This is a genomic window from Streptomyces sp. NPDC057136 (assembly GCF_042670885.1).
Classification (GTDB): Bacteria; Actinomycetota; Actinomycetes; order Streptomycetales; family Streptomycetaceae; genus Streptomyces.
Window position 1 is genome coordinate 349684 of sequence record NZ_JBHUUV010000003.1, and the last position, 25752, is coordinate 375435.

Annotated in this window: 21 protein-coding genes; 12 read left to right on the forward strand and 9 right to left on the reverse strand. The window is 68.6% G+C overall.

Features of this window, described 5'->3' with window-relative positions:
* Positions 1-12: 12 nt before the first annotated feature.
* From ACFT7S_RS05955 to ACFT7S_RS05970, 4 genes are all read left to right on the forward strand, one after another.
* Positions 13-3669 (forward strand): hypothetical protein, encoded by a 3657-nt coding sequence (locus ACFT7S_RS05955; protein WP_382727538.1) that lies wholly within the window; start codon positions 13-15, stop codon positions 3667-3669.
* A gap of 255 nt (positions 3670-3924) precedes the next feature.
* A complete protein-coding gene (locus ACFT7S_RS05960) occupies positions 3925-4299 on the forward strand; it encodes a hypothetical protein (RefSeq protein WP_382727541.1) in 375 nt (124 codons plus the stop codon).
* Positions 4296-8087: a tetratricopeptide repeat protein gene (locus tag ACFT7S_RS05965; protein WP_382727544.1), complete on the forward strand. Its 3792-nt coding sequence runs from the start codon at positions 4296-4298 to the stop codon at positions 8085-8087. Before ACFT7S_RS05960 ends, ACFT7S_RS05965 begins: the two co-directional genes overlap by 4 nt.
* 777 nt (positions 8088-8864) lie before the next feature.
* Positions 8865-10025 carry a low temperature requirement protein A gene (locus ACFT7S_RS05970; protein ID WP_382727546.1) on the forward strand — a complete coding sequence of 387 codons (1161 nt, stop codon included), beginning with the start codon at positions 8865-8867 and terminating at the stop codon, positions 10023-10025.
* Positions 10026-10053: 28 nt separating this feature from the next.
* Here the strand turns inward: ACFT7S_RS05970 and ACFT7S_RS05975 are convergent, their stop codons facing one another.
* The 4 genes from ACFT7S_RS05975 to ACFT7S_RS05990 form a co-directional block, all read right to left on the reverse strand.
* Entirely contained in the window at positions 10054-10935 is an 882-nt protein-coding gene (locus ACFT7S_RS05975) for an NAD(P)H-binding protein (RefSeq protein ID WP_382727549.1), read from the reverse strand.
* Positions 10932-11282: a DUF952 domain-containing protein gene (locus ACFT7S_RS05980; RefSeq protein WP_382727552.1), complete on the reverse strand. Its 351-nt coding sequence runs from the start codon at positions 11280-11282 to the stop codon at positions 10932-10934. Before ACFT7S_RS05980 ends, ACFT7S_RS05975 begins: the two co-directional genes overlap by 4 nt.
* 95 nt (positions 11283-11377) lie before the next feature.
* Positions 11378-12355, reverse strand: a complete 978-nt coding sequence (locus ACFT7S_RS05985; protein WP_382727692.1) for an NAD-dependent epimerase/dehydratase family protein — start codon at positions 12353-12355, stop codon at positions 11378-11380.
* A gap of 134 nt (positions 12356-12489) precedes the next feature.
* Positions 12490-13443 (reverse strand): LysR family transcriptional regulator, encoded by a 954-nt coding sequence (locus tag ACFT7S_RS05990; RefSeq protein ID WP_382727554.1) that lies wholly within the window; start codon positions 13441-13443, stop codon positions 12490-12492.
* A gap of 299 nt (positions 13444-13742) precedes the next feature.
* Here ACFT7S_RS05990 and snpA point away from each other — a divergent pair, with 299 nt between their 5' ends.
* Together snpA and ACFT7S_RS06000 are read left to right on the forward strand one after the other, a co-directional pair.
* The gene (gene snpA, locus ACFT7S_RS05995; protein WP_382727556.1) at positions 13743-14423 is read left to right on the forward strand and encodes a snapalysin; all 681 of its coding nucleotides are present in this window, start codon (positions 13743-13745) and stop codon (positions 14421-14423) included.
* A gap of 171 nt (positions 14424-14594) precedes the next feature.
* Positions 14595-15062, forward strand: a complete 468-nt coding sequence (locus tag ACFT7S_RS06000; RefSeq protein WP_382727559.1) for a group II truncated hemoglobin — start codon at positions 14595-14597, stop codon at positions 15060-15062.
* A gap of 188 nt (positions 15063-15250) precedes the next feature.
* Here the strand turns inward: ACFT7S_RS06000 and ACFT7S_RS06005 are convergent, their stop codons facing one another.
* The 4 genes from ACFT7S_RS06005 to ACFT7S_RS06020 all read right to left on the reverse strand — a co-directional run bounded on the left by ACFT7S_RS06005 (position 15251) and on the right by ACFT7S_RS06020 (position 19290).
* On the reverse strand, positions 15251-15919 hold the full coding sequence (locus ACFT7S_RS06005; RefSeq protein WP_382727561.1) for a DUF6304 family protein: 669 nt from the start codon (positions 15917-15919) through the stop codon (positions 15251-15253).
* 102 nt (positions 15920-16021) lie between these two features.
* Positions 16022-16618 carry a GNAT family N-acetyltransferase gene (locus ACFT7S_RS06010; RefSeq protein ID WP_382727563.1) on the reverse strand — a complete coding sequence of 199 codons (597 nt, stop codon included), beginning with the start codon at positions 16616-16618 and terminating at the stop codon, positions 16022-16024.
* An 82-nt stretch (positions 16619-16700) separates the two neighbouring features.
* Positions 16701-17744, reverse strand: coding sequence for a family 2 encapsulin nanocompartment cargo protein polyprenyl transferase (locus ACFT7S_RS06015; protein ID WP_382727566.1), 1044 nt, complete (start codon positions 17742-17744; stop codon positions 16701-16703).
* Between the two features lie 139 nt (positions 17745-17883).
* On the reverse strand, positions 17884-19290 hold the full coding sequence (locus tag ACFT7S_RS06020; protein WP_382727568.1) for a family 2B encapsulin nanocompartment shell protein: 1407 nt from the start codon (positions 19288-19290) through the stop codon (positions 17884-17886).
* Between the two features lie 177 nt (positions 19291-19467).
* Between ACFT7S_RS06020 and ACFT7S_RS06025 the strand changes: the two genes are divergently transcribed.
* From ACFT7S_RS06025 to ACFT7S_RS06035, 3 genes are all read left to right on the forward strand, one after another.
* On the forward strand, positions 19468-19914 hold the full coding sequence (locus ACFT7S_RS06025) for an RrF2 family transcriptional regulator (RefSeq protein WP_382727571.1): 447 nt from the start codon (positions 19468-19470) through the stop codon (positions 19912-19914).
* A gap of 64 nt (positions 19915-19978) precedes the next feature.
* On the forward strand, positions 19979-21175 hold the full coding sequence (locus ACFT7S_RS06030; RefSeq protein ID WP_382727573.1) for a globin domain-containing protein: 1197 nt from the start codon (positions 19979-19981) through the stop codon (positions 21173-21175).
* 157 nt (positions 21176-21332) lie between these two features.
* Entirely contained in the window at positions 21333-22229 is an 897-nt protein-coding gene (locus tag ACFT7S_RS06035; RefSeq protein WP_382727576.1) for a 1-aminocyclopropane-1-carboxylate deaminase/D-cysteine desulfhydrase, read from the forward strand.
* Here the strand turns inward: ACFT7S_RS06035 and ACFT7S_RS06040 are convergent.
* Positions 22226-23827, reverse strand: coding sequence for a Na+/H+ antiporter (locus ACFT7S_RS06040; RefSeq protein ID WP_382727579.1), 1602 nt, complete (start codon positions 23825-23827; stop codon positions 22226-22228). The two genes, ACFT7S_RS06035 and ACFT7S_RS06040, sit on opposite strands and share 4 nt — an antisense overlap.
* Before the next feature lie 35 nt (positions 23828-23862).
* Here ACFT7S_RS06040 and ACFT7S_RS06045 point away from each other — a divergent pair, with 35 nt between their 5' ends.
* The 3 genes from ACFT7S_RS06045 (at position 23863) to ACFT7S_RS06055 (ending at position 25727) form a co-directional block, all read left to right on the forward strand.
* The gene (locus tag ACFT7S_RS06045; RefSeq protein ID WP_382727582.1) at positions 23863-24123 is read left to right on the forward strand and encodes a UBP-type zinc finger domain-containing protein; all 261 of its coding nucleotides are present in this window, start codon (positions 23863-23865) and stop codon (positions 24121-24123) included.
* Between the two features lie 240 nt (positions 24124-24363).
* Positions 24364-24777, forward strand: coding sequence for an anti-sigma regulatory factor (locus ACFT7S_RS06050; RefSeq protein WP_173315837.1), 414 nt, complete (start codon positions 24364-24366; stop codon positions 24775-24777).
* Positions 24774-25727, forward strand: a complete 954-nt coding sequence (locus ACFT7S_RS06055) for an RNA polymerase sigma factor SigF (RefSeq protein WP_382727585.1) — start codon at positions 24774-24776, stop codon at positions 25725-25727. Before ACFT7S_RS06050 ends, ACFT7S_RS06055 begins: the two co-directional genes overlap by 4 nt.
* The last annotated feature ends 25 nt before the right edge of the window (positions 25728-25752 follow it).

Below are 25752 nucleotides of genomic sequence, written 5' to 3' on the forward strand. Positions count from 1 at the left end.
CAAGGAGGGGCTGTGGCAAAGTTCGTTGCCGACAACAAGCCGTGGAATGGAGTGGACGGCCCGTCTCTGGTGCGATCGGCCGCCGCTCTGCAGCTGATTCCCGAGAACATTCCCTGCCTGGTCCGGCTGCAGCGGCTCGCTGCCGTGGGCGCCTGCCTGCCAAGTCGTCCTGAGGCTCCACGCCTTTCACCGAGCAGGATCCGCTCACTACTGAAGGATCCGGTGATCAGCAGTGCGGCGGTCCGAGCTCAGGAAGACCCCTACAACGACCTGTACACGGCAGAAGTGCCGTTCCACGGTGGTCCCTACCTGGTCACCCAGGGGCTGACGGAAAGGTCGGCGTACACACTCGGCCTGATCCTACGCAGCGTCTTCGGGCCGGAAGGCAACACGCTTCCCGCCGCCTATCGGCGCGAGGCATGCCAGCTGGTCCGGGTGGTACTGCGCCTGAGCCACACGGCACTTCTCCGAGCAGGGCTCGCCCGTGGCGTTACCCCACCCACAGCCACCAGGGAGGAGGTATTCGTACCAGGAGAGCTTGCGCTGAACGCACTATGCGAAGCCGTCACCTTCGACGAGGCCGCCTTGTCCCGGATCGCGCCGCCACAGGCGTTGCAGGTATTGGACAGCCTGAGTGTCCGACCGGGCACGCACACTCTCACAGCGGAGCTCGGCCCAGACGACGGAATAATTCTCACCCCGCTGCTGGCCGTCGGCCCAACCGTGGTCATTGCAAATCCAGGGGAACTGCCCGCAACCCTGCGCCATCGCCTCCTTGTCCTCGCCACAGAGCATGGCTGCGGCCCCCAGCTCGCCCAGCTTGTGCGTGCATGCGTCCTGAACGAAGCCACCGAAATACTGATCGGCTGCGGGGCAACGCCGCTGCCCCCGGCGGCACAAGTCGATAAAGATCCGCAGGTCAGTCGCCGCCAGTTCACCTTCGCTGATGACAAGCGCCTCGATTTGGCAGTCGTGACCGATGACCTGTCTGACTACGATGCCCAGACCCCCTACGGGCACTGGCAGGCTGCTGGGGTCATGCAACGGCTGCACGAACTGCACGAAACACCCGTCCATGCCGTACAGGATGACGCGCAGTGCCTGCGGCTCATCATCAACCAAGGCTTGGGCCGCTCTTCGTTCTTCGGCCTTCGCAAGTCGTCACGAGTCGGTCCTCGTCTCGCCACCACCGTCGACGACCTCCGCGTTATGGCGGAACTTGACGGTACGGAGGCACTTTTCCTGTGGCGCTTCGCCCAAGCGGACGAGACGCTGCACACCGACGCCGTGGTGCACTCCTTCGGCACGCTCGACAACTACGGCATGTACCGCGACCACGAGTGCAGCTACTACCTGTCGGATGAGCGCAGGCCGAACGCCGTTATGGTCGCCTCCGACTTCAGCCAGGCGCTACGAGCCGAGGCCCACCAACGGTACGACCACCACGTGGTTGCCAGCCCTCACCGCCCTGCCCTCGTTCCGGTTCTCGCCCTCTATGGCGTGGACACCGCACCGATCTACCGGACACATCCCACTGTCCCGGAAGACGAACTGCTTGTGGAAACCGCCGGGCTTCAGGTCTGGATCGGACCTAGCCAGGACACGGCAGATGCCCTGGAATCCCTCCAAGAGATGGTCATTGAAGCTGTCGCCTACTGGGCCTGGCAGTTCTCGCTCACGGCGCCCGAGGAACTACTCGCAATGGCCGACGACCTGGGACGTGTGCGGATCACGGTGTCCTTCGACAACGCGGACGCCTGGTTGAAGGCTCTAGCAGGACATGTCACCCAGCCCGGGAACGAGGTCCCATGGATTGCATGGCAAGCACGTAGCACAGGGCTCATTCACCTTGAGTTGCTGGCCGCAGGCGTAGCTTCCCTGCTTGTGGAGGACAACAGTGCCGACCGCGTGATCGTCCAGGCCCTAGCTGAAGGCATGGTTGGCAACGACAGCAACCTTGTGGTCGGCGACCTTGTCGAACGTCTCGCTCCTGTTGGTCGCAAGAAGATGCTGCACGCGCAGGCCCGACCGATGCTGTTGCGCCCCGGGCGGCTGCCCGCCGCCCGACCTGTGCAGCCGGCTGTCTCCGCAGTCGTGTTGGACGAACTGGGCGAATGGCTCGCCGCTGAGGGAATCACGCAGGGGAGCGTCTCGGAGGACAAACGCCTTGAAGTGCTCAACAAGACAGTCCAGCACTACTTCCAGCGCATTCAAGACCTAATCGCCAGCTTGGCCCCCGAGGGCGTGATGAACCAGCTCATGGCACGGCACGAGGCACTCATCCGCGCAGAGGCTCACGATGACCAGCTCCTGCGGTCCAGACTCGCATGTTTCGGAACATCCAGCCGGCCCGCCACACAACTCGCCAAGGACGGCAAAAAACGAGTGGCCGCCGCGCAGGCAAGCCGTTTCCTCATCGAGTACGCGGCCGCTACCCCGCCTTCAGGCGACCGGCCCCTGACCCTGGACACCTACGACACACTCTTGGCGATCGCCGCTGAACTGATCTCTCGAGCCACGCTGTCCGATGCCATCCGGCACGACTTCTCCACCGCGCAGTTGTCCCTGCTGGAGTCGGGTCGACTCGGCGTCTCTCGCGGTGATCGATACGAAACGGGAACCGATGCCTTGGCATTGGACCGAGCCCGCGCAGCCATGGCGGCAGTGGATCAGGTCTCCGCCACTTCGGCGCCCCGCACGGCCACTGCCCCTTCTGTGAAGGTCGAAGAAGCCATGCTCGCCGAATTCGGGTTTACCCTGACCGAACTCGCTCACGGCATCGGCGAGATCATCGCTTTGGGCGACGAAGCGTGCGATAACGAACCGTTCGCCCTACCTGTCGCCCGCGTCCAACAGCACCTTGGCTCTGCCCTCGGATGGGCCGACGACAAAGCACACGCCTTCCTCGATCGTCTCAGTCTGCGCCCACGCACCAAGTTCCTGTCCGTGGGCGCCGACGCATGGCCCTGGCGGTATAACCGTGAGTGGTCCTACACACGACGTCCGCTGGTCCGCTTGACCGGCACGAACGGCGATGTGCTGACCTGGGCGCCCCGACACGCATGGAGCACAGGCCCCTACTGGGTCGACCTCGTGTATTCGGGCAGGCTCAGAGCCACCTCGGCGACGATGAAGAAGCTCATGGGGTCCATCCGACAGGACCACAACAAGGAGTTTGAGAAAGAGTCCGAAAGAGCCCTGGCTGCCGCAGGCTGTTCCATCACGGCCCACAGCGTGGGCAAGATCGCAGGGCGACGCCTCAGGTCACCCCAGGGAGACGACCTCGGCGACATCGACGCCCTGGGAATCAACCTCGATCAGAGGATCATCTTCATCGTGGAAGCCAAGGACTTCGAGATGGCCCGAAACCCCTCTGAGCTGGCCAACGAAGCTGATGCACTTTTGCGAGGAGGCAAGAGCGCCGTCTTCAAAATCGCAAGACGAGCCCAATGGATCCGCACCCACCTGGCCCCGACACTGAACCACTTCACCAACAGCGCCGACACCCGAGGCTGGACCGTCACCCCTGTCGTGGTCACCAGCCGCGACCTCATTTCGTCCCGCGTCCTGACATCGGACGTACCGGTCGTGACCATCCACCAGCTGACGGCGTGGGCGGCCGCAACACAGACCAGGCGCGGCAAAAGAACCCGGCGCCGCGCCCGCTAGTACTGCAGGAGGCTTTCACTTTCTAGCCTGTCAGCGGCCAGCGGCAGGAAACACCGTGCGGGGTTGGGTGTCCTACTCTCCGAGCAGGCCGAGCGGGCCGAGCGGGAATCCCTCGGCGCCCTCGCCATTGAGATCACGCGTACCAGCCACTAACGCATATTGAACGACACGCCCACGAGAAGGCATGACCCAGGAAGCTGCACGCCACTAAAGTGACGTTTCACATGATGAGATGATCAACTCCCAGGAGTTCAGATGGACTTAGCGTTTGCCGAGCTGGCACTTGCGGCACTGGGCGGTGCCAGCGGAAGCCTGAGCGAAGCCGTAGTGACGGATCTCTGGCATCGACTCCGCAGTCGCTTCTCCAGCGACGAGCAAGCCGTTGCCGTCCTGGATACGCGAAACAGCGACGATCAGGCTTCCGTCGTCCTACTCGGTGACGCACTGCGTCGCGAGGCTGCAGCCGACCCGGAGTTCCGACGCGAGATTGAGGAATGGCTGTCACTCCTAGCCCAGCCCACGGGCACCACCATCAACACCGTGCGGGACTCCCACGGTCTGAATGCGCCTGGGGCAACGTTCAACGGCGGCGTGCGCATGTCCTTCGGTGAGTCCGAGCAGCCACGATGACGACGAACCCGTCCGAGTCCGACGAGTCCGCTCGGGAAACGACGGCGAACAGTGTCACGGGCTCCACGGGCCTCAACGCTCCGGGGGCGGCTTTCTACGACGCGGTCAACATCAACGTAGTAACGGGTCTCACCGCCCCTACCCCCACCCTCCAGGAACTGCTCGCCCTCGGCTCAGTGGAGGCTCCCTACGGCAGGCTCCCGGAAGCCGTGTTGGGTCGTGACGGAATCCTCACGGTCCTCACGCAAACCGTGGACGACCCGCGTATCCAAGTCCTGTCCGGGATGGGCGGAGTAGGGAAGACCACCGTTGCCCTGAGCTCAGCGGAGCGGGCCAGGAAGACCGAGGTTGAGGTCTTCTGGATCCAGGCTGGATCCGCAGCGGCCGTGGCCGACGGAATGCGGCACGCAGCTCTCCTCGCAGGAGCCCCGGCCGAGCACGTGGCCCACGCTTGGGAAAAGGGCGGACGACCAGCGGCCGATCTGGTCTGGCGCCATCTGATGAACATGGACCGCCCATGGCTGCTCGTGTTCGATGACGCCGATGATCTCGATGTACTGTCCTGCCCCGGCGCCGCTTTGGCCGACGGTACAGGCTGGGTCAGACCCCCAGTTGGCAAGTCACAGGGCGTTCTGGTTAGCACGCGCGACGGCAGCAAGCAGTCTTGGGGTGACAGGATCGCGCACTTCCACCAACTCGGTGTTCTGGAGCCCGAGTTCGCAGCCCAGGTCCTCCAGGAGCTGGCGCCCGAAGCGGGGGATATAGCTTCCGCCCTCTCCTTGGCCGACCGGCTGGGCTCCTTGCCACTCGCCCTTCACCTGGCTGGCACCTATCTAGCCATGGCCCAGGGTGATCCATTGGCCGATGCCCAGACCTTCGCTGGGTACGTCGCCGTTCTCGGCGACTCCCCACTGTTCCTCGACAGCGCGACAGAGGGCGTGCACGGGGATCTACGCAGCAGAGAAGAGCGAGCCCGCCAGACCATCGCGGGTACGTGGGAGCTATCCCTCGCCCTCCTGGAACGACAAGGCACTGTGCATGCTCGTGGTCTGCTTCAGTTGCTGTCTTGTTTCGCCCCAGCTGCGTCTCTACCCACTTCCCTGCTCAGCCCGTCCACGATTGCTGAACTCCGGATGTGGCCAAAGGGCCTGGCGCCGCGCGCAGTCAGAACGGCCCTGGGTGGCCTGCGTAGGTTCGGGCTCATCGGGGTCGACACGCTGTCGGAAGATCCCGTTTACCAGATCCATCGACTTGTGGCCGAGGTGTCGGTCGCCCCACTCCTCGCTGAGCCATCGGAGTACCGAGCCGTATGGGACTCATCAGCCGATCTGCTCGTGGCGGCAACCCCGTACCTTAAGAATCCGCGGGATCCGAGTTCGTGGCCGGCCTGGCAGGGCCTCATCCCGCACTGGACGGTCATGATGCGCCGCCTGCCGCAATGGGGCACTCCTGCCGATGACCGTCTCAATGGCGTGTTGATCGGCGCCGGGGTCACCGTGTCATACCTGCACTTCCGGAGCGACTACACCACGGCCTGCGCCCTGGCAGACGAAGCCTTGGAGCGTGCCGACTCCGCGGAGGCCGCCCCATGGATCGGGCTCAACATCCGCAGGCATCGAGCCGTCGCAATCGAGATGATGGGCGATCTGAAAACGGCTGAATCCGAGCTCGCTTACATCGTTGAGGAATGCACCAAGCAGTTCGGCGCAGCCAACTCCACCACGCTGTCCGTGCGCTACCAACAAGCGCGAGTGGCATCGCAGAGAGGGAAGCTAGCCGAGGCTGAGCGCGAGTACGACGAAGTGATCCGTCAGGAAACTCAGCTGTTCGGTGCGGAAGCTGCTCAGACACTGCGCTCGCGGCATGCCCGTGCAATTTGCATCCGGAGTATGGGGCGCCTCGACGATGCAGCCGCCGAGGGAAGAGTGGTACTCGAGGGACTGCGTGCACAGCTGGGAGAGAAACACCCTGATGTCCTCGATGCCCAGCACGAGTTCGCTATCTCGCTGCGCGACCAAGGAGACAACGAGCGTGCCGAGGGAGTCTTCCGTCAAGTGCTCCAGCTGGAAGAAGAGGCTCTCGGGGGCGAGCATCCATCCACGTTGATCACCCGTGCGAACTTGGCATCCGCTCTCGTCCTACGCCAGAAGTTCACCGAGGCAGAACCCGAGATTCGGACAGTGCTGGAGGCGCGCACCCGCATCTTGGGGCCGGACCATCCCGAAACACTTGATGCACGCCACACCTTGGCCGTACTCCAAATGCGGCACGGAGAACTCGACGCAAAGAGCGCTGTGGCAGTCTTCGCTGAACTCACCGATGCACAGAGAAGGCAACTCATCGATGACCATCCCAATGTGCTGATCGGCCGGAACAGCCATGCCGCAGCACTGCGAGCCATGGGCGAGCTGAGCCAGTCAGAATCGGAGTACAGGTCGATTCTGGAAGCAGCGACTGCACGCCACGGCACGCAGCATCCGGTCACACTCAATGCGCGCTTCGAGTGGGCTAGGGCCTTGGGACGCATCGGGCGGACGCACGATGCAGTGACTGAGATGCACGAGGTCCTCGACCTTCAGCAGCGTGTGCTCGGCGAGTCACACCGGAACATCGCCAGCATCCGTGCATCACTCGGCGCCCTCCTGTTGCAGCAGGGAAGTCTTTCCGAAGCTGAGAAACAGCTACAGAACGCACTGAGCATTGTGTCGGCGAGCGACGGCGAGCGACTTGATATCCAGCACGATCTCGTGGCTGTGTTGCACGCACGCGGAAGAGTTCGGGAGGCGATACATCATCTGAGGGAAATCGTGGAGGAGGAGCTTCTCCGCTCTGGCCCCGCCCATACAGACACGGTAACTGCCCGCAATAGCCTCGGTGTCGCCTTGAAGGACTTCGGAAAACTCGAAGAAGCGGAAAAGGTCTACCGCGAGGCGCTCAAGGACGCAGCAACCAAGCATTCGGACGATGAGCCTCTAATACTGACAGTACGCCACAACCTCGCCGTCGTGCTGCGCATCCAGGGGAATCTCGATGAGGCCGAGAAAGAACAATCCGCGATCCTGGCGATCCAGGAGCGCAAGCTCGGGCCCGAACATCCCCAGATGTTCGCGACTCGGCTCTCACTAGCCCGCGTTCTGGACGACAGAGGAGCTGCCACAGAGGCCGAGGCCGCATACCGCGACCTGTTGTCATCATGCACTCACGCCATTGGAGCCGACCACCCACAGACGTTGTCCATCTGGGGAAATCTAGCCTTCCTCCTTGCCGATCAAGAGCGCTTCGCCGAAGCAGAGGCGGAATATCGCAATGCGCTGAAGGGTTGTCTCAAGACTCTGGGAGATGACCACCCAGATACCCTCACGATGAACCACAATCTAGCGATGGCGCTGGGCAATCAGGGGGAAATTCGCGAGGCCGTCACCCGATTCCGTGATGTAGTAGAGCGTCGAGCACGAACGCTGGGATCCGATCATCCAGAGACACTAATAGCGCGGAAGAACTTAGGTGAGGGCCTAAGCCGTACGCAGCAGCCGGCAGAAAGCGCCGAGCATTTCAAGGAAGTGGCAGAGGGCTGGGCACGTGTACGCGGAGCAGACCACGACTCAGTTTGGGATCTACGCTACCGACGAGCCCAGTTGCTGTGGGAAGCCGGGCAGCCGCGAGCTGCGCAGGACGAGCTCGAAGCGTTGCTGGACCTTGCCCAGAAGGCCGGACTCGACGGGGATCTACGTGTCACCACGCTGCAGCGGGTGCTCATGGCGGTACGCGCCGACGATGGCGATTCCTAGTCGGTGATCACATGGACGGCGCAGCAGTCCGCACACAGTCCGCAAGGCACCCGCTCAAGACCGTCGCACCCCATCGCCACCAATCGCCAAAAGGCCAGGTCAGCGCCCCGCTGGAAGGATCCACGCAGGTCACCGACCTGGCCCATTACTAGGAGACCAAGAAGGCTTGATCGCCTTTCCCTGAACCCGGCGGCTCCGCCGCAGGTCGGACGGGACATCAGAAGGGCCCGACCGCTTCAAGCGGTTGGGCCCTTCCGTGCTTCCGCGCTCTTGTGGGAGGCGTTCGGGAGACCCGGTTCAGGACTCCACACGCTGGGACGCAGCCAGGCCCTTGCCCTGGAGGCGGTACGGAACTGGCGGAGCAGGCGGTTGTCGCCGTCACCGGCAGCTTCGGCCGGCCGAGGACCCCAGCGCCCCTATGGGTTGACGACGAGATCACTGATCTCGACCGGGAGTGGTGTCGGCACATCATGGAGGGCAGGTCCTCCTTCATCGCGTCGACTCCGGGACTGGCGTCACCGTTGCGGTTGGGCAACGACGTGACCAAGTGCGTGGACGCCCTGTCATGACGGCCAGGCAGCTTTTCCGGCGGCACCTACTCCGCCGAGCGAGAGGGCGTCGGCTGCGTCTGAGCGTCCCTGTTACGCCGGGGTGGGGGCCGGGCACACATGAGTCCGGCCACCACTGAGTCCGGCCACCGCTCCGGCGATCCGTTCGTGGGGCGGCGTCCTGACGAGAAGCCGGCCGGCCCGTCGCCGAGATGCAGGAGTGCCCGACATGAGCGTGCCCGAGTCGCTGCGGTTCCGGCGGGAGGTGTCCCCGCTGGAGCTGTTCTTCGACCTCGTCTTCGTCTTCGCGGTCTCGCAGCTCTCCCATCACCTCCTCGAACACCTCACCTGGCGGGGCGCCGCGGAGACCGGGGTCCTGCTGGTCGCCGTTTTCGGCACCTGGGCCTACACCAGTTACGAAGCGACCTTCCTCGACATCCAGCGCCAGGTCACCCGGTGGATGGTCGTCATCGTCATGGGTCTCGGGCTGTTCATGAACTCCGCGATCTCGCACGCCTTCGACGACCGGGCCTGGGCCTTCGTCGTACCGCTGCTGCTGATCCTCTTCTTCGCGGGCGCCGTGACAGCGCTGGCCGCCCGCACCGACGCACTGCGCGAGCACTTCCGCCGCACCCTGATGTGGATGGCGGCCTCCGCCCCGCTGTGGATCGTCGGGGCCACCGTCGGTTCCGGGCCCCGCCTGTGGTGGTGGGCCGCCGCCGCCCTCGTCGACCTCACCGGGACCTGGCTCGCCCACCCCCTGCCCGGCCGCGCCCTCCGTGGTCAGGAGCTCGTGTTCGACGCAGCCCATATGGTCGAACGTCTCCGGCTGTTCTTCATCATCCTGCTCGGCGAGACCGTCCTCACCACCGGCCGGGCGATGGCCGACGCCCCCGTCGATGTCCCCAGCGTGCTCGCGACCGCCGGTGTCTTCACCGCCGTGGTGTGCCTGTGGGCGGCGTACTTCGGTGGCGGCGAGCACGTCTTCACCGCCCTGGCCACCAATTTCGACCCCGTGCGGTCGGTCCGGCTGGGCGTGAACAGTGCCTACGTCGTCCTGGCCGCCCTGGTCGCCCTCGCGGTCGGCAGCGAACTCGTCATCGCGCACCCCCTCGGACACGGCTCCTTCACGCTCGCCCTGCTGCTCTTCGGCGGCCCCGCGCTCTATCTCGCCGCCACGGCGTGGTTCTTCCTCACCACGGCCCACGGCGCCTGGTCCGAGCGCGTCATCGCGCTCGCCGCCTGCGTCGTGGCCGGGACCGGCGCCGTGTGGCTGCCGCCGCTGGCCTCCCTCGCCATCCTCGACGTGATCCTCGTCGTGACCGCCACCGTCCTCTCGCGCGCCCACCGGCGTCTGGCGCGCACGCTGCAGGACGCCCCTGGGACGTGACGCACCGCCACGGCCCCAAGGCGGCCCGTCAGCCGCTGACGAGCAAGTGCCGGTAGCTGTCCGGGTTCTCGTCCAGATACGTGGCGAAGCTCTTGGCGGGGTGGCCGGTGAGGGCCGGCACCGCGTCCGAGACCGTGGCCATCTCGCCGGCCGCGATCGCCTCGTACGAGGTCACCCAGCCGGCCACCTCCCAGTCCTCGGCGCCGTACGAGGCACGGGAGGCGTACGCCTCCTCCCTGGTCTCGGGGACGTAGCGGACAGGGCGGCCGGTGCGGCGGGCGAGTTCCTCCGCGGCCTCGGCGAGCGTGAACGCCTCGGGTCCCGTGAGGTCGTACGTGGCGTCGTCGTGGGTGGTGCCCTCGTCGAGCAGTACGGCCGCGGCGGCGTCGGCGATGTCCTCGTGCGCGACCGCCGCCACCCGGCCGTCGCCGCCCGGCCCCCGCAGGACGCCGTCCGCGCTCGTCATCGCCGGGAGCGCGGCGAGGTACCAGCTGTCGCGCAGAAAGGTGTGACGCACATCGGCAACCCGGATGTGCGCCTCGGTGTGCCAGTGGTCGCGCGCGAAGGTGAACGTCGCGTCGGGCGCCGCGCCGAGGAACGACACGTACACGATCCGTTCGACGCCCACGGCCACCGCCGCGTCCACGGCCGTGGTGTGCTCGCGCACCCGGTCCGGGCTCTCGTGCGCGGAGACGAGGAAGAGCGTGTGCGCGCCGTCGAGGGCGCGGCGCATCGCCTCGCCGTCACCGTACGAGGCGGGTGGGGCCACGGTGGCGCCGGGCAGTTCGGGCAGCTTGGACGGGTCGCGGCCGAGGAGCCGTACGGGAACGCCGGTCCGGGCGAGCCGCCGGGCGACCCGTCCGCCGACCGCGCCGCTCGCACCGGTCACCGCGATGAGGGGGCCGTTCACTGGAGGTCGTTGTCCTTTCGTTGCCACGGGAGCACGTCCACGACCGCGTCCACCGGGAGCGGCCCGTAGATGTGCGGGAACTCCTCGCCGCCGGGCGTCATCACCTCGTACCGCACGGGCGCCGTGAGCCGGTCGGTGTCGATGACCAGCACCACCAGGCCCTCGTCGTCGTCCCCGTACAGCATCTTGGCCACGCCGGGGAGCTGGCGGGGCAGCGAGCAGTGGATGAAGCCCTCCTCGTGGAGGGTCCGGCCGCGGGTGGACATCTCGTACGTCCCGGTGTCGCGGGCCGCCTCCCAGAGGGGGGCTTCGGTGAGGTGCAGCAGGTGCTTGGACGGTGAGGCCATCGGGCCACGCTAACGGCCCGCCCCCGCCCGGGCCGCGACGTGCCCTGCGCGCCGCGGCGAATGCCGCTCCGTCGGCCCCCGGCCGGCCCGCTCGCTCAGCCGGCCAGTAGCTTCGCCTCCAGCTGCGGGTCCAGACCGACTTGGGGGCGGTCCGGCCGCTGCGGCGCCGCGCCGCCCTGCCCGACCAGCCACGTCCAGGTGTCGGCGACCGTCTCGCCCACCGGCCGGCAGCGCAGCCCGGCGGCGTGCGCCTTGGCGACGTCGCCCTGGTGCAGGGTGTCGTACAGCTCCCCCGCGGGCAGCCAGACCGGCAGGTCGCTCCACGGCTCGACACCCGCCGCGAGCAGCGTGTCGGGGTCGGTCCAGCGCAGGTCGGCGTCGGAGCCCGTGACCCGCACACAGGCGTCGAGCAGCTCGCCCATGGTGGTGTGGCCGGGATGGCTGACGATGTTGTACGCCCCGTTGAGGCCGTTTACCCCGGCGTCCAGGAGCCATCTCGCCAGGTCGCGGGCGTCGATGTACTGGAGGCCGGCGTCCCGTGGGCCCGGTGCGATCACCGGTCCGCCGCGGGCGATCCGTCCCAGCCACCAGGGCAGGCGGCCGATGTTCTCCCCCGGGCCGATGATGAGCCCGGCCCGGGCCAGCAGGACGCGGTCACCGAAGGCGTCGAGTGCGGCCAGTTCGCCACCGCGCTTGGCCAGGGCGTACGAGACGTCCCCGCCGGCGTCGGGCGAGGCACCGTCCACCAGGGGGCCGTCCTCGGCCAGACCGGCCGGGGCGGGGTACTCGTACACCGAACGGCTGGACACGTATGTGTAGTGCCCCACCCGTCCGGACAGCAGCCGTGCCGCGTCCCGGACGGCCGAGGGCGCGCCGCTCCAGGTGTCGACGACCAGGTCCCAGCTCCCGTCGGCCAGGGACGCGAGGCCGCCCTCGGTGGTTCGGTCGCCGGTCAGGGCGGCGACACCGGGCGGCGGCGCGTGGTGCCCCCGGTGGAACACGGTGACCTGCCAGCCCCGGGCCTGCGCCGCTTCGGTGACGGCACGTCCGACGAATTCCGTACCGCCCAGCATCAAGAGCTTCATACGGCGACTCTGCATGGCGGGCGGCCGGTTGGGAACGGCGCCTCGCTACGGGCAGAATCCGCGTCTCGTACGACGGTGTGTGCTGTACAAAACCGGGGAACGCGCAGGTCGACGGCGTCGGGTCAGGGCGTGCGGGCGAGTGGGCTGCGGTGGCGCACCAGCCACTGGTGGTAGGAGGCCGCCCCCCTGGCCGCTTCGCGGTACGCCGCCTCCAGTTCCCCGTACACCACGGCCGTGTCGGTCCCCGGGCGGGAGACCAGCAGCAGGCGTACGGCGAGGGGGTCGTCGCGCAGCGGCCGGATCGCCATGTCCTCGCGCGGCCCCGAGGTGGGCTGGCAGGGGGCGACCACTTCGCCGAGGACGACGAGGGAGGCCGCGGTGAGGTAGTCGCCGTGCAGGACGGGCGGGTCGAGCCCGGCGGCACCGAGGACTCTCCGTACGCCGTCCCACTCGCCGTCCACGGTGGGGTCGACCATCCACCGGTCGGTGGCCAGATCCCCTAGGTCCACCACGGGGCAGGCGGCGGCCGGATGATCCCGGGCCAGCGAGATGAACTGCGGCTCCCGGTCCAGGAGTACGTGCTGGCGCAGACCGTCCGGGATGGCGAGCGGGCAGCCCTCCACCTCGTGTACGAAAGCGACGTCGAGGCGGCCCGCCTCGACGCTGCGGAGCAGGGCGTGGGCCGAGACGTCGACGCGCAGCGAGATGTCGGTGCCGGGCAGTCCGACCCGGAGTCTGCGCAGCCAGCCGCCGATGACCCGGCTCGCGGTGGCGCCGATGCGCAGGAGCGGGCCGCCTTCCCCGGCCGCGCCGGCCTCCGCCAGGGCCTCGCTGACGAGTGCGCTCATGCCGTCGACGAGGGGGCGGGCCCGGCTCAGGACGGACCGGCCCAGCAGGGTCGGCCGGCAGCCGGTGCGTTCGCGGCGGAACAGCTCGGCGCCGAGGGTGTTCTCGATCCGCCGCAGCTGAGTCGTCAGGGAGGGCTGGCTGACGCCGAGCTGCCGGGCCGCGCGGTGCAGGCTTCCCGTGTCGGCGATGGCGCAGAGCGCCCTGAGGTGCCTCACCTCAAGCTCCATGCTGCGAGGGTAGGTCGGCCGCGCCCGGTCGCACCAGACGCCCCAACCGCACCAAAGAGCAGCAATTCAGCGGCTGTTGGGGCGCCCGCCATGTGGTGGTCGTGTGTGGCCGGTGTGCCGGCGATAGGGCGGCGCTATCGCCCGTTGACATCATCCGCGACGGCCCCGCGCGCCCCCACACTCACTCCGTACCGCACCCGTACCGAGTCCGCACACCGGACAGGTTCGCCCTCCTGGCCGGCCTGAAGGTGCGTCGGACGATCAGCGGACGGGTTCATCGGACCGCTAGGAGACCCCCCATGAGACACCTCCGCACCTCCTTCGTGTCGGCCGCCGTCGGTCTCGGCCTCGGCCTCGTCGCCGCCCTGGGCACGACGCCCGCGATCGCCGCCGACCCGGCATCCGCCGCATCCCCCACCACCTCGTCGACGGCGTCGCAGGGCTATGCCGCGTACGCCGGATCGAGTGAGAACGCCGCCGCGAACCGGGCGTTCTACGAGGCCGTCATGAAGTCCGTCGCCGAGAAGCGGGCGGCCGACCCGGGCGCCGCTTCGGTCACGGTCGTCTACAACGCCGCCAACGCGCCGACCTTCCGCAACCAGATAGCCAGCAGCACCAGCATCTGGAACGGCTCGGTCTCCAACGTCCGGCTCCAGGAGGGCTCGAACGCCGACTTCACGTACTACGAGGGCAATGACTCCCGCGGTTCGTACGCGAGCACCGACGGACACGGCAGCGGCTATATCTTCCTGGACTACCGGCAGAACCAGCAGTACAACTCGACGCGCGTCACAGCTCATGAGACCGGGCACGTGCTCGGTCTCCCGGACCACTACACGGGGCCGTGCAGCGAGCTGATGTCCGGCGGCGGTCCCGGCACGTCCTGCACCAACGCCTATCCGGACGCGGCGGAGCGCTCGCGGGTGAACTCCCTCTGGCAGAACGGCTTCGCGGCCGCTCTGGCCGACGCCACCTCCTGACACCAGTACCACCGCACCATCCGGCCGGCCCCGCGCCGGGGCCGGCCTCTTCCCCCATGCCGCAAGGGGCCGTTCCCCATCCGGAATGGTCCCTTGCGGGCGGGCGATTACCCATGGATGCTGGGGGCGACGGCCCTCTGGAGGCCGGTCGGCCACGGAGGTTCGCGTCGGATGAGTGAGCGCCAGGAGAGCCTGTACGAAGCGATCGGCGGCACGGAAGCGCTGCGCAGGCTCAGCAATACGTTTTACCAGGAGGTGCTGGCCGATCCTCTGCTGGCACCGGTCTTCGCGGACTTCACGCGGACCCATATCGAGCACGTCGCCGTCTGGCTGGCCGAGATCTTCGACGGCCCCGCGGACTTCACCGCGGAACTCGGCGGCCACCAGGCATTGTTGCGCGTCCACCTCGGGCGGAACATCACGGAGCCGCAGCGGCTGCGCTGGATGGAGCTGATGGCCGTCGCCGTCGGCAAGGAGCTGCCCGACGACGAGGAACTGCGCGCCAGGGTCCTGGAGTACTTCGACTGGGGGACGACGATCGCCCGCCAGGTATCGGCCTCACCGGCCGGTGAGGACTTGGGCGATCCCGGGCCGACGCCGCGGTGGGGGTGGGACGGCCTGCGCAAGAATGCGCCTTAGGGGGCGCCTCGCCGGATGACCCGGGTGAAGTGCCTGCGGTGACGGCTGCGCTGTGCCCCCGGCGCAGTTCGGGACCGGAGGCGAACGCGGCGCGGACACTGCGCTGCCCCGTACCTCCAGGCCGGTACGGGGCAGCGGGGGCCGGGGGCGGAGGAAGAGCGGGTCAGCCAGTGGCGCCGGGGGTGGAATCAGGCGTGTTCCAGAGGGAACGCGCCCCGGTGTCCGGTGCCCGCGCCTTCCGCCGGCCGTGCCTCGAACTCCTGGCAGCTCCAGATCTCCTGGACGAACCCGGTGCGTCGGTCCCACAGTTCGGCGACGTCGCCGCCGTCAGCGGCGGCCCGGTATGCGTCCTTGGCCCCGCGGAAGCAGGCGAGAGCGCCGGAGAGCCCGCGGACCGGAACCGGGAAGTAGTCGGAAAATGCACAGGCGATGCAGGTCTGCAGGCGAATTCCCGCCGGCAGGATGCGCTGAATGGTGGCCAGCGCCGCCGCGAAGTCACCTGCGGCACGGGCCGATTCGTACACGGCACCGTCCAGATGCAGTGCGAGCGCCAGGTCCGGGTCGGAGCGGCGCAGCGACAGCAGGCAGCTGAGCGTGGCCTGGCGGACCGTGCCCGCCACGAGGACCGGGAGCGGGAGGTCCCACTCCAGTACGCAGTCGTCGAGCACGCCGTCCGCCAGGGTGAACTCCGCACCTTCCGGCGGGACACCGGCCACGGGGCCGAGACCGTCGAAGCTCTCGCCCTCGAAGTCGACACCTCTGGTCCGGATACGGAGTTGTTGTCCGTCCGTGGTGAGAATGACGGCATCGGAACCGTGACCGTCCCGGTACCAGCCTGCCCACGACTCTTCTGTCATGAGCAGGGACTGTAGCCCGTACCCGTGGCCGCCTCAGTGGCACCCTCCGCTTACTTCCCGGCGGTGCCGACCTGCGATCCGGCCGGTCCGGCCGGACTGCCGTCAGGCGGACCGGGGTTCACGCCACATGGGCCACATCGAAGGCCCGTCGGGCAGATCGACCGTTCGGCCCATGAAGGTGAACCCCAGCCGCTCGTAGAGCCCGCGGCTCCGCTCACTGCTCGCCTCCAGATAGGCCGGAACCCCCTCGCGGTCGCACCGCTGAAGGACCTCGTCGATCAGGGCGGCCCCGAGGCCCTCCCCCTGGCGCTCGGGAGACACCCCGATCATGAGCAGGTACTCGTGGGCGCGGTCGTGCGGATGGACGGCGCCCGTCAGCCTCCCTATCAGTTCGGCCCGTTCGTTGTCCGGGTCGGCGGTCTCCCTCATCAGCGCGGGAGTGGGGTCCTCCTCCTCGGGCGCCCCCGCGGGCACCGGAAGCCACAGGGCGGCGGCGGTGCCGTCCTCCAGCAGGTCGATACGGCCCTCGGCGAGCGTGACGTCGACGAAGACGCCGAGGAACGTGCCATGCACCGCACGGCGGCGCTCCTCGTCCGGGAAGACCCAGCTGCTCACCGGGTCGTTGTGGAAGGCCTCGTCCAGAATCCTCACGACCTGATCCCGGTCCCGCTCGTCCGCCTGCCGTATGCGTACACCCATGCCCGACTCCCGCCCAGTTCCCGTCCGACCTCAATCGTCGTACGGAATCCTAGAGTTGGACCGGCAGGCCGGTTGCGGGAGGTCAGTGGGTCCGGCGGGTGACGAACTCGGCGAGGGCCAGCAGGTCCCCGGCCGACGCCAGATCGGGCACCGCCCGGGAGAGATGGTGGACGGCACGCGCCATCCGGTCCCCCGCGCAGATCTGCGCCCAGTCCCGTCCCCCGGCCCGGTCCACCGCGTCGCCGGCCCGGCTCACCTCGTCCGCGGTCGTCATGGGCCCTCTGTAGAGCGCGGCCAGTTCGGCGGCGGCCGGGTTGCCCGAGGTGAGCGCGGCCACCACCGGCAGGGACTTCTTGCGGGCGGCCAGGTCCGCGCCGACCGGCTTCCCCGTACGGGCCGTGTCGCCCCAGATGCCGATCAGATCGTCGATGAGCTGGAAGGCGAGACCCGCCTCGCGGCCGAAGCCGTCCATGGCACCGACCGCCCGCTCGTCCGCCCCCGCGTAGAGGGCGCCGAGGGCACAGGCGCAGCCGAGCAAGGCCCCGGTCTTGGCCGTCGCCATGGTGAGGCACTCGTCCAGCGAGACGTCCTCGGGTCCGCGCTCCTCGAAGGCACAGTCGGCCTGCTGGCCGGCACAGAGCTCGATGACGCAGGTGGAGAGCCGCGCCGAGGCCCTCGCGGCGGCAGGGTGCGGGTCGTCGGCGAGCAGCCGCTGGGCGAGGGCGAGCATGGCGTCACCGGTGATGACGGCGTCCGGGACGCCGAAGACCGCCCAGGCGGTAGGACGGTGTCTGCGGGTGGCGTCCCCGTCGATCACGTCGTCGTGGAGCAGGGTGAAGTTGTGTGCCAGCTCCACGGCGACAGCGGCTCTCACCGCACGGTCCGGGTCCCCTCCCATCGCGCGGACGGCGGCGAGGACGAGCGCGGGCCTGATGGCCTTGCCCGCCTGCCCCGAGGCGGGGCTGCCGTCCGCGTTCTCCCAGCCGAAGTGGTACATCGCGACCCGTCGTATGCCCCCGGGCAACGACTCCACTGCTGAGCGCAGATGCGGATCGACGGCGCTCCGGGTGCGCTCCAGGAGAACTGCGGCCTCATGGCCTTCCGTCGTGGCGTCCGTACTCGTCATGGTCACGGTCTCTCCTCTTGAGTCGCCCATCGGGCTCCACCGGGGCGCCCGGCCGCCGCCGCGGCCCGGCACCTCGGTGGGGTGTGCGGTGTGACGGGGGGGGAGGGCCCGGACGCCCCCGTCCGGGCCCTCCGAAGGGTCACCGCCAGCGGCTGACCTCGACGTTCTCCAGTACACCGAGGGCGTCCGGCACGAGAATGGCCGCGGAGTAGTAGGCCGTCACCAGGTACGAGATGATCGCCTGCTCGTCGATGCCCATGAAGCGGACCGACAGGCTCGGCTCGATCTCGTCCGGGATGCCGCTCTGCTGGAGTCCGACGACGCCCTGCTCGGCCTCACCGGTCCTCATGCAGATGATCGATGTGGTGCGGGCGTCGGTGACGGGGATCTTGTTGGACGGGAAGATCGGCACCCCGCGCCAGGCGGGCACATGGTGTCCGCCGACCTCGACGCTCTCCGGCACCAGGCCGCGCTTGTTGCACTCGCGGCCGAAGGCGGCGATGGCACGCGGATGGGCGAGGAAGAGCTTCGAGCCGCGCCGGCGGGAGAGCAGCTCGTCCATGTCGTCGGGGCTGGGGGCCCCGTCGTGCGGCTGGATGCGCTGGCCGTAGTCGCAGTTGTTGAGCAGTCCGAACTCCCGGTTGTTGATGAGCTCGTGCTCCTGGCGCTCGCGCAGCGCCTCGACCGTGAGCCGCAACTGCTGCTCGGTCTGGTTCATCGGCTGGTTGTAGAGGTCGGCGACCCGGCTGTGGACCTTCAGCACGGTCTGAGCGACGCTCAACTCGTACTCACGCGGCGCCGACTCGTAGTCGACGAACGTGTGCGGGACGACGGACTCCCCGACATGGCCGGCGGAAAGATCGATCGCCGCCTCGCCGTAGTTGTTGGTGCGCTGGTGCGGGATGGAGAGGAGTCCCGCGAGGTGATCGCGGAGCGAGTCGGCGCGGGCCGCGAGGTTCAGCACGTCGGCACGTCGCAAGGTGAGCAGGGTGCAGGCGGTGACGGCACGGGCCGTGTACTCCCAGTTGGCGTCGCCGTCGATCAGGGAGTGGTCACCGAAATAGGAACCGTCCGCGAGGACTCCGAGCACCGTCTCGTCCCCGTAGAGCCCGGAGCCGATCTTCTCCACCTTGCCGTGCGCGAGCAGGAAGACCCGGTCCGCCGCGTCCCCGGACGCTGCGAGCACCTCCCCCGCCTCGACGTCACGCTGCTCGCAACGCCGTGCCAGCTCGGCCAGCACCTCCTCGTCGCCGAACTCGCGCAGCGCGGGCAGTTCCCCGAGCTCGGCGGGGATCACGCTGACCCGGTCACCGGTCTGCACAAAGGTCACACGGCCGTCGCCGACCGAGTAGCTCAGCCTGCGGTTCACCCTGTACGTGCCGCCCTGTACCTGCACCCACGGCAGCATGCGCAGCAGCCACCGGGAGGTGATCTCCTGCATCTGCGGCGCGGACTTGGTGGTCGTCGCGAGGTTCCGCGCAGCCGCCGTGCCCAGACTCTGCTGCGGCGGAACCTGCGTGTCGCGAACCTCTTCACCAACGGACATCTGACGGTCCTCTCGATATGGGCTGACCTGTGCGAAAAAGCCTTTCAGCAAGGGGAGTCAACGCGCTATTACACAAAAGAGTGTGACTAATCCGCCTTCGGCGGGGCAGGTTGCATCCCGTCGCCGCACTTGCGCTTTAATTTGCATCTGAAATGCAAATTACCTAGCGTGAGCCCCATGCGGCTGACGAGATTCACCGATGTGGCACTGCGCGTACTCATGCGTCTGGCCGTCGCGGAGAACGAGGACCCTCCGACCACCCGCGAGGTGGCGGAAACCATGCGGGTCCCGTACACCCACGCCACCAAAGTGGTCGCCAGGCTCCAGCACCTCGGCCTGGTCGACGCACGGCGCGGCAGGGGCGGCGGCCTCACCCTCACGGAAGCCGGGAGTACGGCGTCGATCGGCGCACTCGTACGGGAGCTGGAGGGCCCTGACGATGTCGTCGAGTGCGAGGGAAGCACCCCGTGCCCGCTCCGCTCGGCCTGCGTACTGCGCGACGCCCTTCGCCGGGCGCAGGAGGCTTTCTATGCCTCGCTCGACCCACTCACCGTGACCGAACTCGTCGCCTCGCCCACCGGCCCGGTCCTGATCGGCATCAGCAGCGGCCCCGCCCCGGACTGACGCCCCCCTTCGCGCTCCCCTTCACACCCCACACCCCGACCCACACCACCCCTGGAGTTCACCGATGCTCTCCGAGACGTCGACCGTCACCGTCCGTGCCACCCTGCCCGCTGTCGGAGCGGCCGTCGGAGACATCGCGGACCTCTTCTACCGGAAGCTGTTCGACGCCCACCCGGAGCTGCTGAGTGACCTCTTCAACCGCGGCAACCAGGCTTCCGGTGCGCAGCGTCAGGCACTCGCCGGTTCGATCGCCGCCTTCGCCACGCACCTGGTCGAGCACCCGGACACCCGCCCGGACGTGATGTTGAGCCGCATCGCCCACAAACACGCCTCGCTCGGGGTGACGGCGGCGCAGTACAAGGTCGTGCACACCCACCTCTTCGCCGCTATTGCCGAGGTGCTCGGCGACGCGGTCACCCCGGAGGTCGCGGCCGCCTGGGACGAGGTGTACTGGCTGATGGCCAACGCCCTGGTCGCCATCGAGGAGCGGCTGTACGCCCAGCAGGGTGTCGTGGCCGGTGACGTCTGGCGTGAGTGGGAGGTGACCGAACGCACCGAGGAGACCGAGGACGTCGTCACCTTCCGGATCGGCCCCGCCGACGGCGCGCCCGCACCCGTCTTCCGGCCCGGCCAGTACGTCTCCGTACAGGTGGAACTCCCCGACGGCGCCCGCCAGATACGCCAGTACAGCCTGTCGTGCGCCCCGGGCTCACCGCTGCGCTCGATCACCGTCAAGAGGGTGCGCGGCGGGGCGTCTCCCGACGGTGAGGTCTCCCAGTACCTTCACACCCACACGCGCCCCGGTGACCGGCTGCGCGTCTCCGTCCCGTACGGGGACCTGGTGCTCGACGCCGTCGACGCCCCGCTGCTCCTCGCCTCGGCCGGCATCGGCTGCACCCCGATGCTGTCGATGCTGGACCACCTGGCGTCCACCGGCCACCGTTCACCCGTCACGGTCGTGCACGGCGACCGGTCCCCCGCCCACCACGCCCTGCGGTCCGAGCACGCCCTCCTCACCGGCCGGCTCCCCGACGCCGCCGCGCACTTCTGGTACGAGAAGCCCGATCCCGGCCACCCCGCCGACCGCACGGGCCTGGTCGACCTGACGGGCCTCGTGATCCCCTCCGGCACCCACGCCTACCTCTGCGGGCCACTGCCCTTCATGCGCACCGTCCGCGCCCAGCTGCTGACCAAGGGCCTCCCCCCGGCGGACATCCACTACGAGGTGTTCGGCCCCGACCTGTGGCTCGCCCAGGGCTGAGCACGGGCCGATCCCGCCGAGTGCTCGTGGATTTTGTCCGGATCGAGTCGCACGCCGTCCGTACCCACAACCGCAACCACAAAGCGGTTCTCGATGACCTCCATGCGGGCCCGTATCCACGAACGCCTGAAGCGACCCGCTGCGGGACAATGCATGCGTGCACCATGAGACACCCGGAACACCCCGGCTGCGACCGGCCCTCCCCTCGCCGCTCCAGCCGGCCGAGGACGAGCGCTTCGCGCGCCGGGACGTACAGCTGCTGCTCAAGCGCGACGACCTGATCCACCCGGATCTGCCGGGCAACAAATGGCGGAAACTTTCTCTGAACCTGGCCTCCGCCGAGGGTCGCACCGTACTGACCTTCGGGGGCGCCTACTCCAACCATCTGCGCGCCACGGCCGCCGCCGGGCGGCTGCTCGGCTTCCGCACCGTCGGCGTCGTGCGCGGCGACGAGCTGGCGCACCGGCCGCTCAACCCGTCGCTCGCCCAGTGCGCGGCCGACGGCATGCGTCTGCACTTCGTGGACCGCGCCACGTACCGCTCGAAGACCGACCCTGAGGTCCTGGGCGGGCTGCTGAGCCTCTTCGGGGAGTGCAGCGTCATCCCGGAGGGCGGCAGCAACGCGCCTGCCGCACAGGGCTGCACAGCGCTCGGGCGCGAACTGCACGGCGTGGCCGACGTGGCCGCGGTCGCCTGCGGGACGGGCGGCACCCTCGCCGGCCTCGCCGCCGGTCTCGGGCCGGGGCAGCGAGCCCTGGGCATCCCGGTCCTTCGCGGCGGCTTCCTCGGGGATGCGGTACGGGAGTTGCAGCAGGAGGCGTTCGGCGGCCCCGCAGGGCAGTGGTCACTGGACGAGCGGTTCCACTTCGGCGGCTACGCCCGTACACCCCCGGAGCTGCACGCCTTCGCCGACGACTTCGAGGACCGGCACGGACTGCGCGTCGAGCGGCTCTACGTGGCCAAGCTCCTGTACGCGCTGACCACGCTCACCGAAGAGGGCGCGTTCGCCCCGGGGACCCGCCTCGCAGCCGTCGTCACGGGTACGCCCTTCTAGGCGTCGTCCGTCTCCCGGTAGGCCGCCGCCTCCTCCAGGTCGAGCCGGCGCAGCAGCGTGCGCATCATCTCGTCGTCGATGCGCCGCTCGTCCCGCAGCCGGACGAAGACCTCGCGCTCGGCTTCGATCATTTCCCCTGCGAGCCGCCGGTAGGTGTCGTCCGCCGACTCCCCGGTGACCGGGTTGGCCGCACCGAGCCGCTCCCAGACGGCGTTGCGGCGGCGCTCCAGGACCGTACGCAGCCGGTCGGCGAGCGGATCGGGCAGGCAGTTGCTCCTGTCCGCGAGCAGCTCGTCCAGGCGCGCCTCGGCGGCCGTGGACGCCTGGCTCTGGGCCTGGGCCTCGGCCAGTGTCTCCGCGCGCAGGTCCCGCCCCGGGAGCTTCAGTACGCGTACCAGGAGCGGCAGGGTCAGGCCCTGGATGACCAGGGTGCCGATGACGGTCGTGAAGGTCAGGAACAGCACCAGGTTGCGGGCCGGGAAGTCCTCGCCGTCGTCCATGACCATCGGGATGGAGAAGGCGATGGCGAGCGAGACGACGCCCCGCATCCCCGCCCAGCCGACGATCAGGGGCGCGGTCCAGTTGGTCCCTGGCTCCCGCTCCCTGATGCGTTTGAACAGCCGGCGCGGCAGATAGGTCGCCGGATAGACCCAGACGAACCGCACCACGACGACCGCGACGAACACGGCGAACGCGTACCAGAGCGCCTCTCCCACGCTGTACGTTCCGAGGCCCTTCAGTACGAAGGACAGCTGCAGCCCGATGAGCGCGAAGACGACGGACTCCAGGACGAACGCGACCATCTTCCAGACCGCCGCCTCCTGGAGACGTGTCGCGAAGTCGACCTGCCAGGAGCGGTGCCCCAGGTACAGCGCGACGACGACCACCGCGAGCACTCCGGAGGCGTGCACCCGTTCCGCCGCCGCGTACGCCACGAAGGGGATCAGCAGGGACAGGGTGTTCTGGAGGAGGGCTTCCTTGAGGTGCGTACGGAGCCAGTGCAGCGGCACCATCAGCAGCAGACCGACGCCCACGCCGCCGACCGCGGCCAGCAGGAACTCACCGATCCCGGCGCCCCAGCTGACGCCCGCGCCGACGGCCGCGGCGAGAGCCACCTTGAAGGCGGTGATCGCGGTGGCGTCGTTCACCAGCGACTCGCCCTGGAGGATCGTGGTCACCCTGGCCGGCAGCCCCACCCGGCGCGCGATCGCCGCGGCCGTGACGGCGTCCGGCGGGGCGATCACCGCACCGAGCACCAGGGCGGCGGTCAGCGGCAGACCGGGAACCAGCAGATAGGCCAGCCACCCGACCGCGAGGGTCGCGAAGAGCACATACCCGACCGACAGCAGGGCGATCGGCCGGATATTGGCCCGCAGATCGAGGTACGAACTGTCCACCGCGGCCGTGTAGAGCAGCGGCGGCAGGAGCAGCGGCAGCACGATGTGCGCGTCCAGGGTGTACGTCGGCACACCGGGCAGGTACGAGGCCAGCAGTCCCACGGCGACCAGCAGGAGCGGGGCGGGCACCGGGGTACGCCGCGCGGCCCCGGCCACCGCCGCGCTGGCCGCGACCAGTGCCACCAGCGGCAATGCGTCCATCTCACTGACCTCACATCCGTCGTAACCTGCACATCATGAGTGAGTGCCCGCATCTTCTGGAACTGCCGCGCCCCGAGCCCGCCCCGCTCAGTGAGACCTGCACGGAGTGCCGGGCGGTCGGCAGCCACCCCGTGCAGCTGCGTCTCTGCCTCGTCTGCGGGCACGTCGGGTGCTGCGATTCCTCGCCCCTGCGGCACGGTACGGCCCACTTCGAGGAGACCGGTCATCCGGTGATGCGGAGCTTCGAATCGGGCGAGAGCTGGCGTTGGTGCTTCGCGGACGGTTCGATCGTCTGACGTCTGGGTACGTCAAACCGGCGCCGGTTCTTCGCAATTGGACGCCGCAGACCCCTAGCCACTGTGCGTACTCATGGGCTTACCATGAGTGACGACCATCGGGTGGGGTCTTGGCGACACGGCATCATGGATCGCGATAGCGTCGCCGCGTCGCCGCACCAAGAACCGACGACGGACCGCATGGCTCCGGGCCAACCCTCCCGGAGCCTCGAATGAGTTTGTGCCACCTTGGAGGTGAGGGTGTCCCAGATCGCAGGCGAGCCCGGGAATCAGGACTTCGTAGAAGTCCGGCTGCCCGCTGCGGGTGCCTACCTGTCGGTGCTGCGAACGGCCACGGCCGGTCTCGCAGCGCGTTTGGACTTCACTCTCGACGAGATCGAGGATCTTCGCATCGCGGTCGACGAGGCCTGCGCGATCCTGCTTCAGCAGGCCGTGCCGGGCTCCGTCCTCAGCTGCGTGTTCCGGCTCATCGACGACTCGCTCGAGGTGACGGTGTCCGCCCCGACGACGGACGGACGCGCACCGGAGCGCGACACCTTCGCCTGGACGGTGCTTTCGGCACTGGCCGGAAAGGTCGACTCCACGGTCGCGGATGACCGTACGGTCACCATCAGCCTCTACAAACAGCGCGGCGCGGGACCCGGGCCGGCGTGAGCAACGGGAACGGGGACGGACCTGTGCGGGACGAGACGATCCGCCCCGGGGTGGTGCGCGCGACAGACATCCCGGAGCAACAGGCCAGGCCGCATCCGGTGGACGGGGCGGACGGGACGCAAGGCCGTACGGCCGCGGTGGAGCAGTCGCAGGCAGAGCGGACGGTCCAGATGAGCGAGCACGGGCATCACGATCCACGCGACCGCAGTGCGGCGCGGGCACTCTTCATCGAGCTGCGGGAGCTGCCCGACGGCTCACCCGAGAAGGCGGAGCTGCGCAATCGGCTGGTGCGGATGCACCTGCCGCTCGTGGAGCACCTGGCCCGCCGCTTCCGCAACCGCGGCGAGCCGCTGGACGATCTGACCCAGGTCGCCACGATCGGCCTGATCAAGTCGGTGGACCGGTTCGACCCGGACCGCGGCGTGGAGTTCTCGACGTACGCGACCCCCACGGTGGTCGGGGAGATCAAGCGCCACTTCCGTGACAAGGGCTGGGCCGTACGGGTGCCGCGGCGCCTCCAGGAGCTCCGGCTCTCGCTGACCACGGCCACCGCCGAACTCTCCCAGCAGCACGGCCGTTCCCCGACCGTGCACGAGCTGGCGGAGCGGCTGGGCATCTCCGAGGAAGAGGTCCTGGAGGGCCTGGAATCGGCAAATGCCTACAGCACGCTGTCGCTGGACGTACCGGACACGGACGACGATTCGCCCGCGGTCGCGGACACGCTGGGCTCGGAGGACGAGGCGCTGGAGGGCGTCGAGTACCGCGAGTCGCTGAAGCCGCTGCTGGAGGACCTGCCGCCGCGCGAGAAGCGCATTCTGCTGCTGCGGTTCTTCGGGAACATGACCCAGTCGCAGATCGCGCAGGAGGTCGGCATCTCGCAGATGCACGTCTCGCGACTGCTGGCCCGCACGCTCGCACAGCTGCGCGAGCGCCTTCTCGTCGAGGAGTAGTAGTCCCGGGGCTCAGGCGACAGGT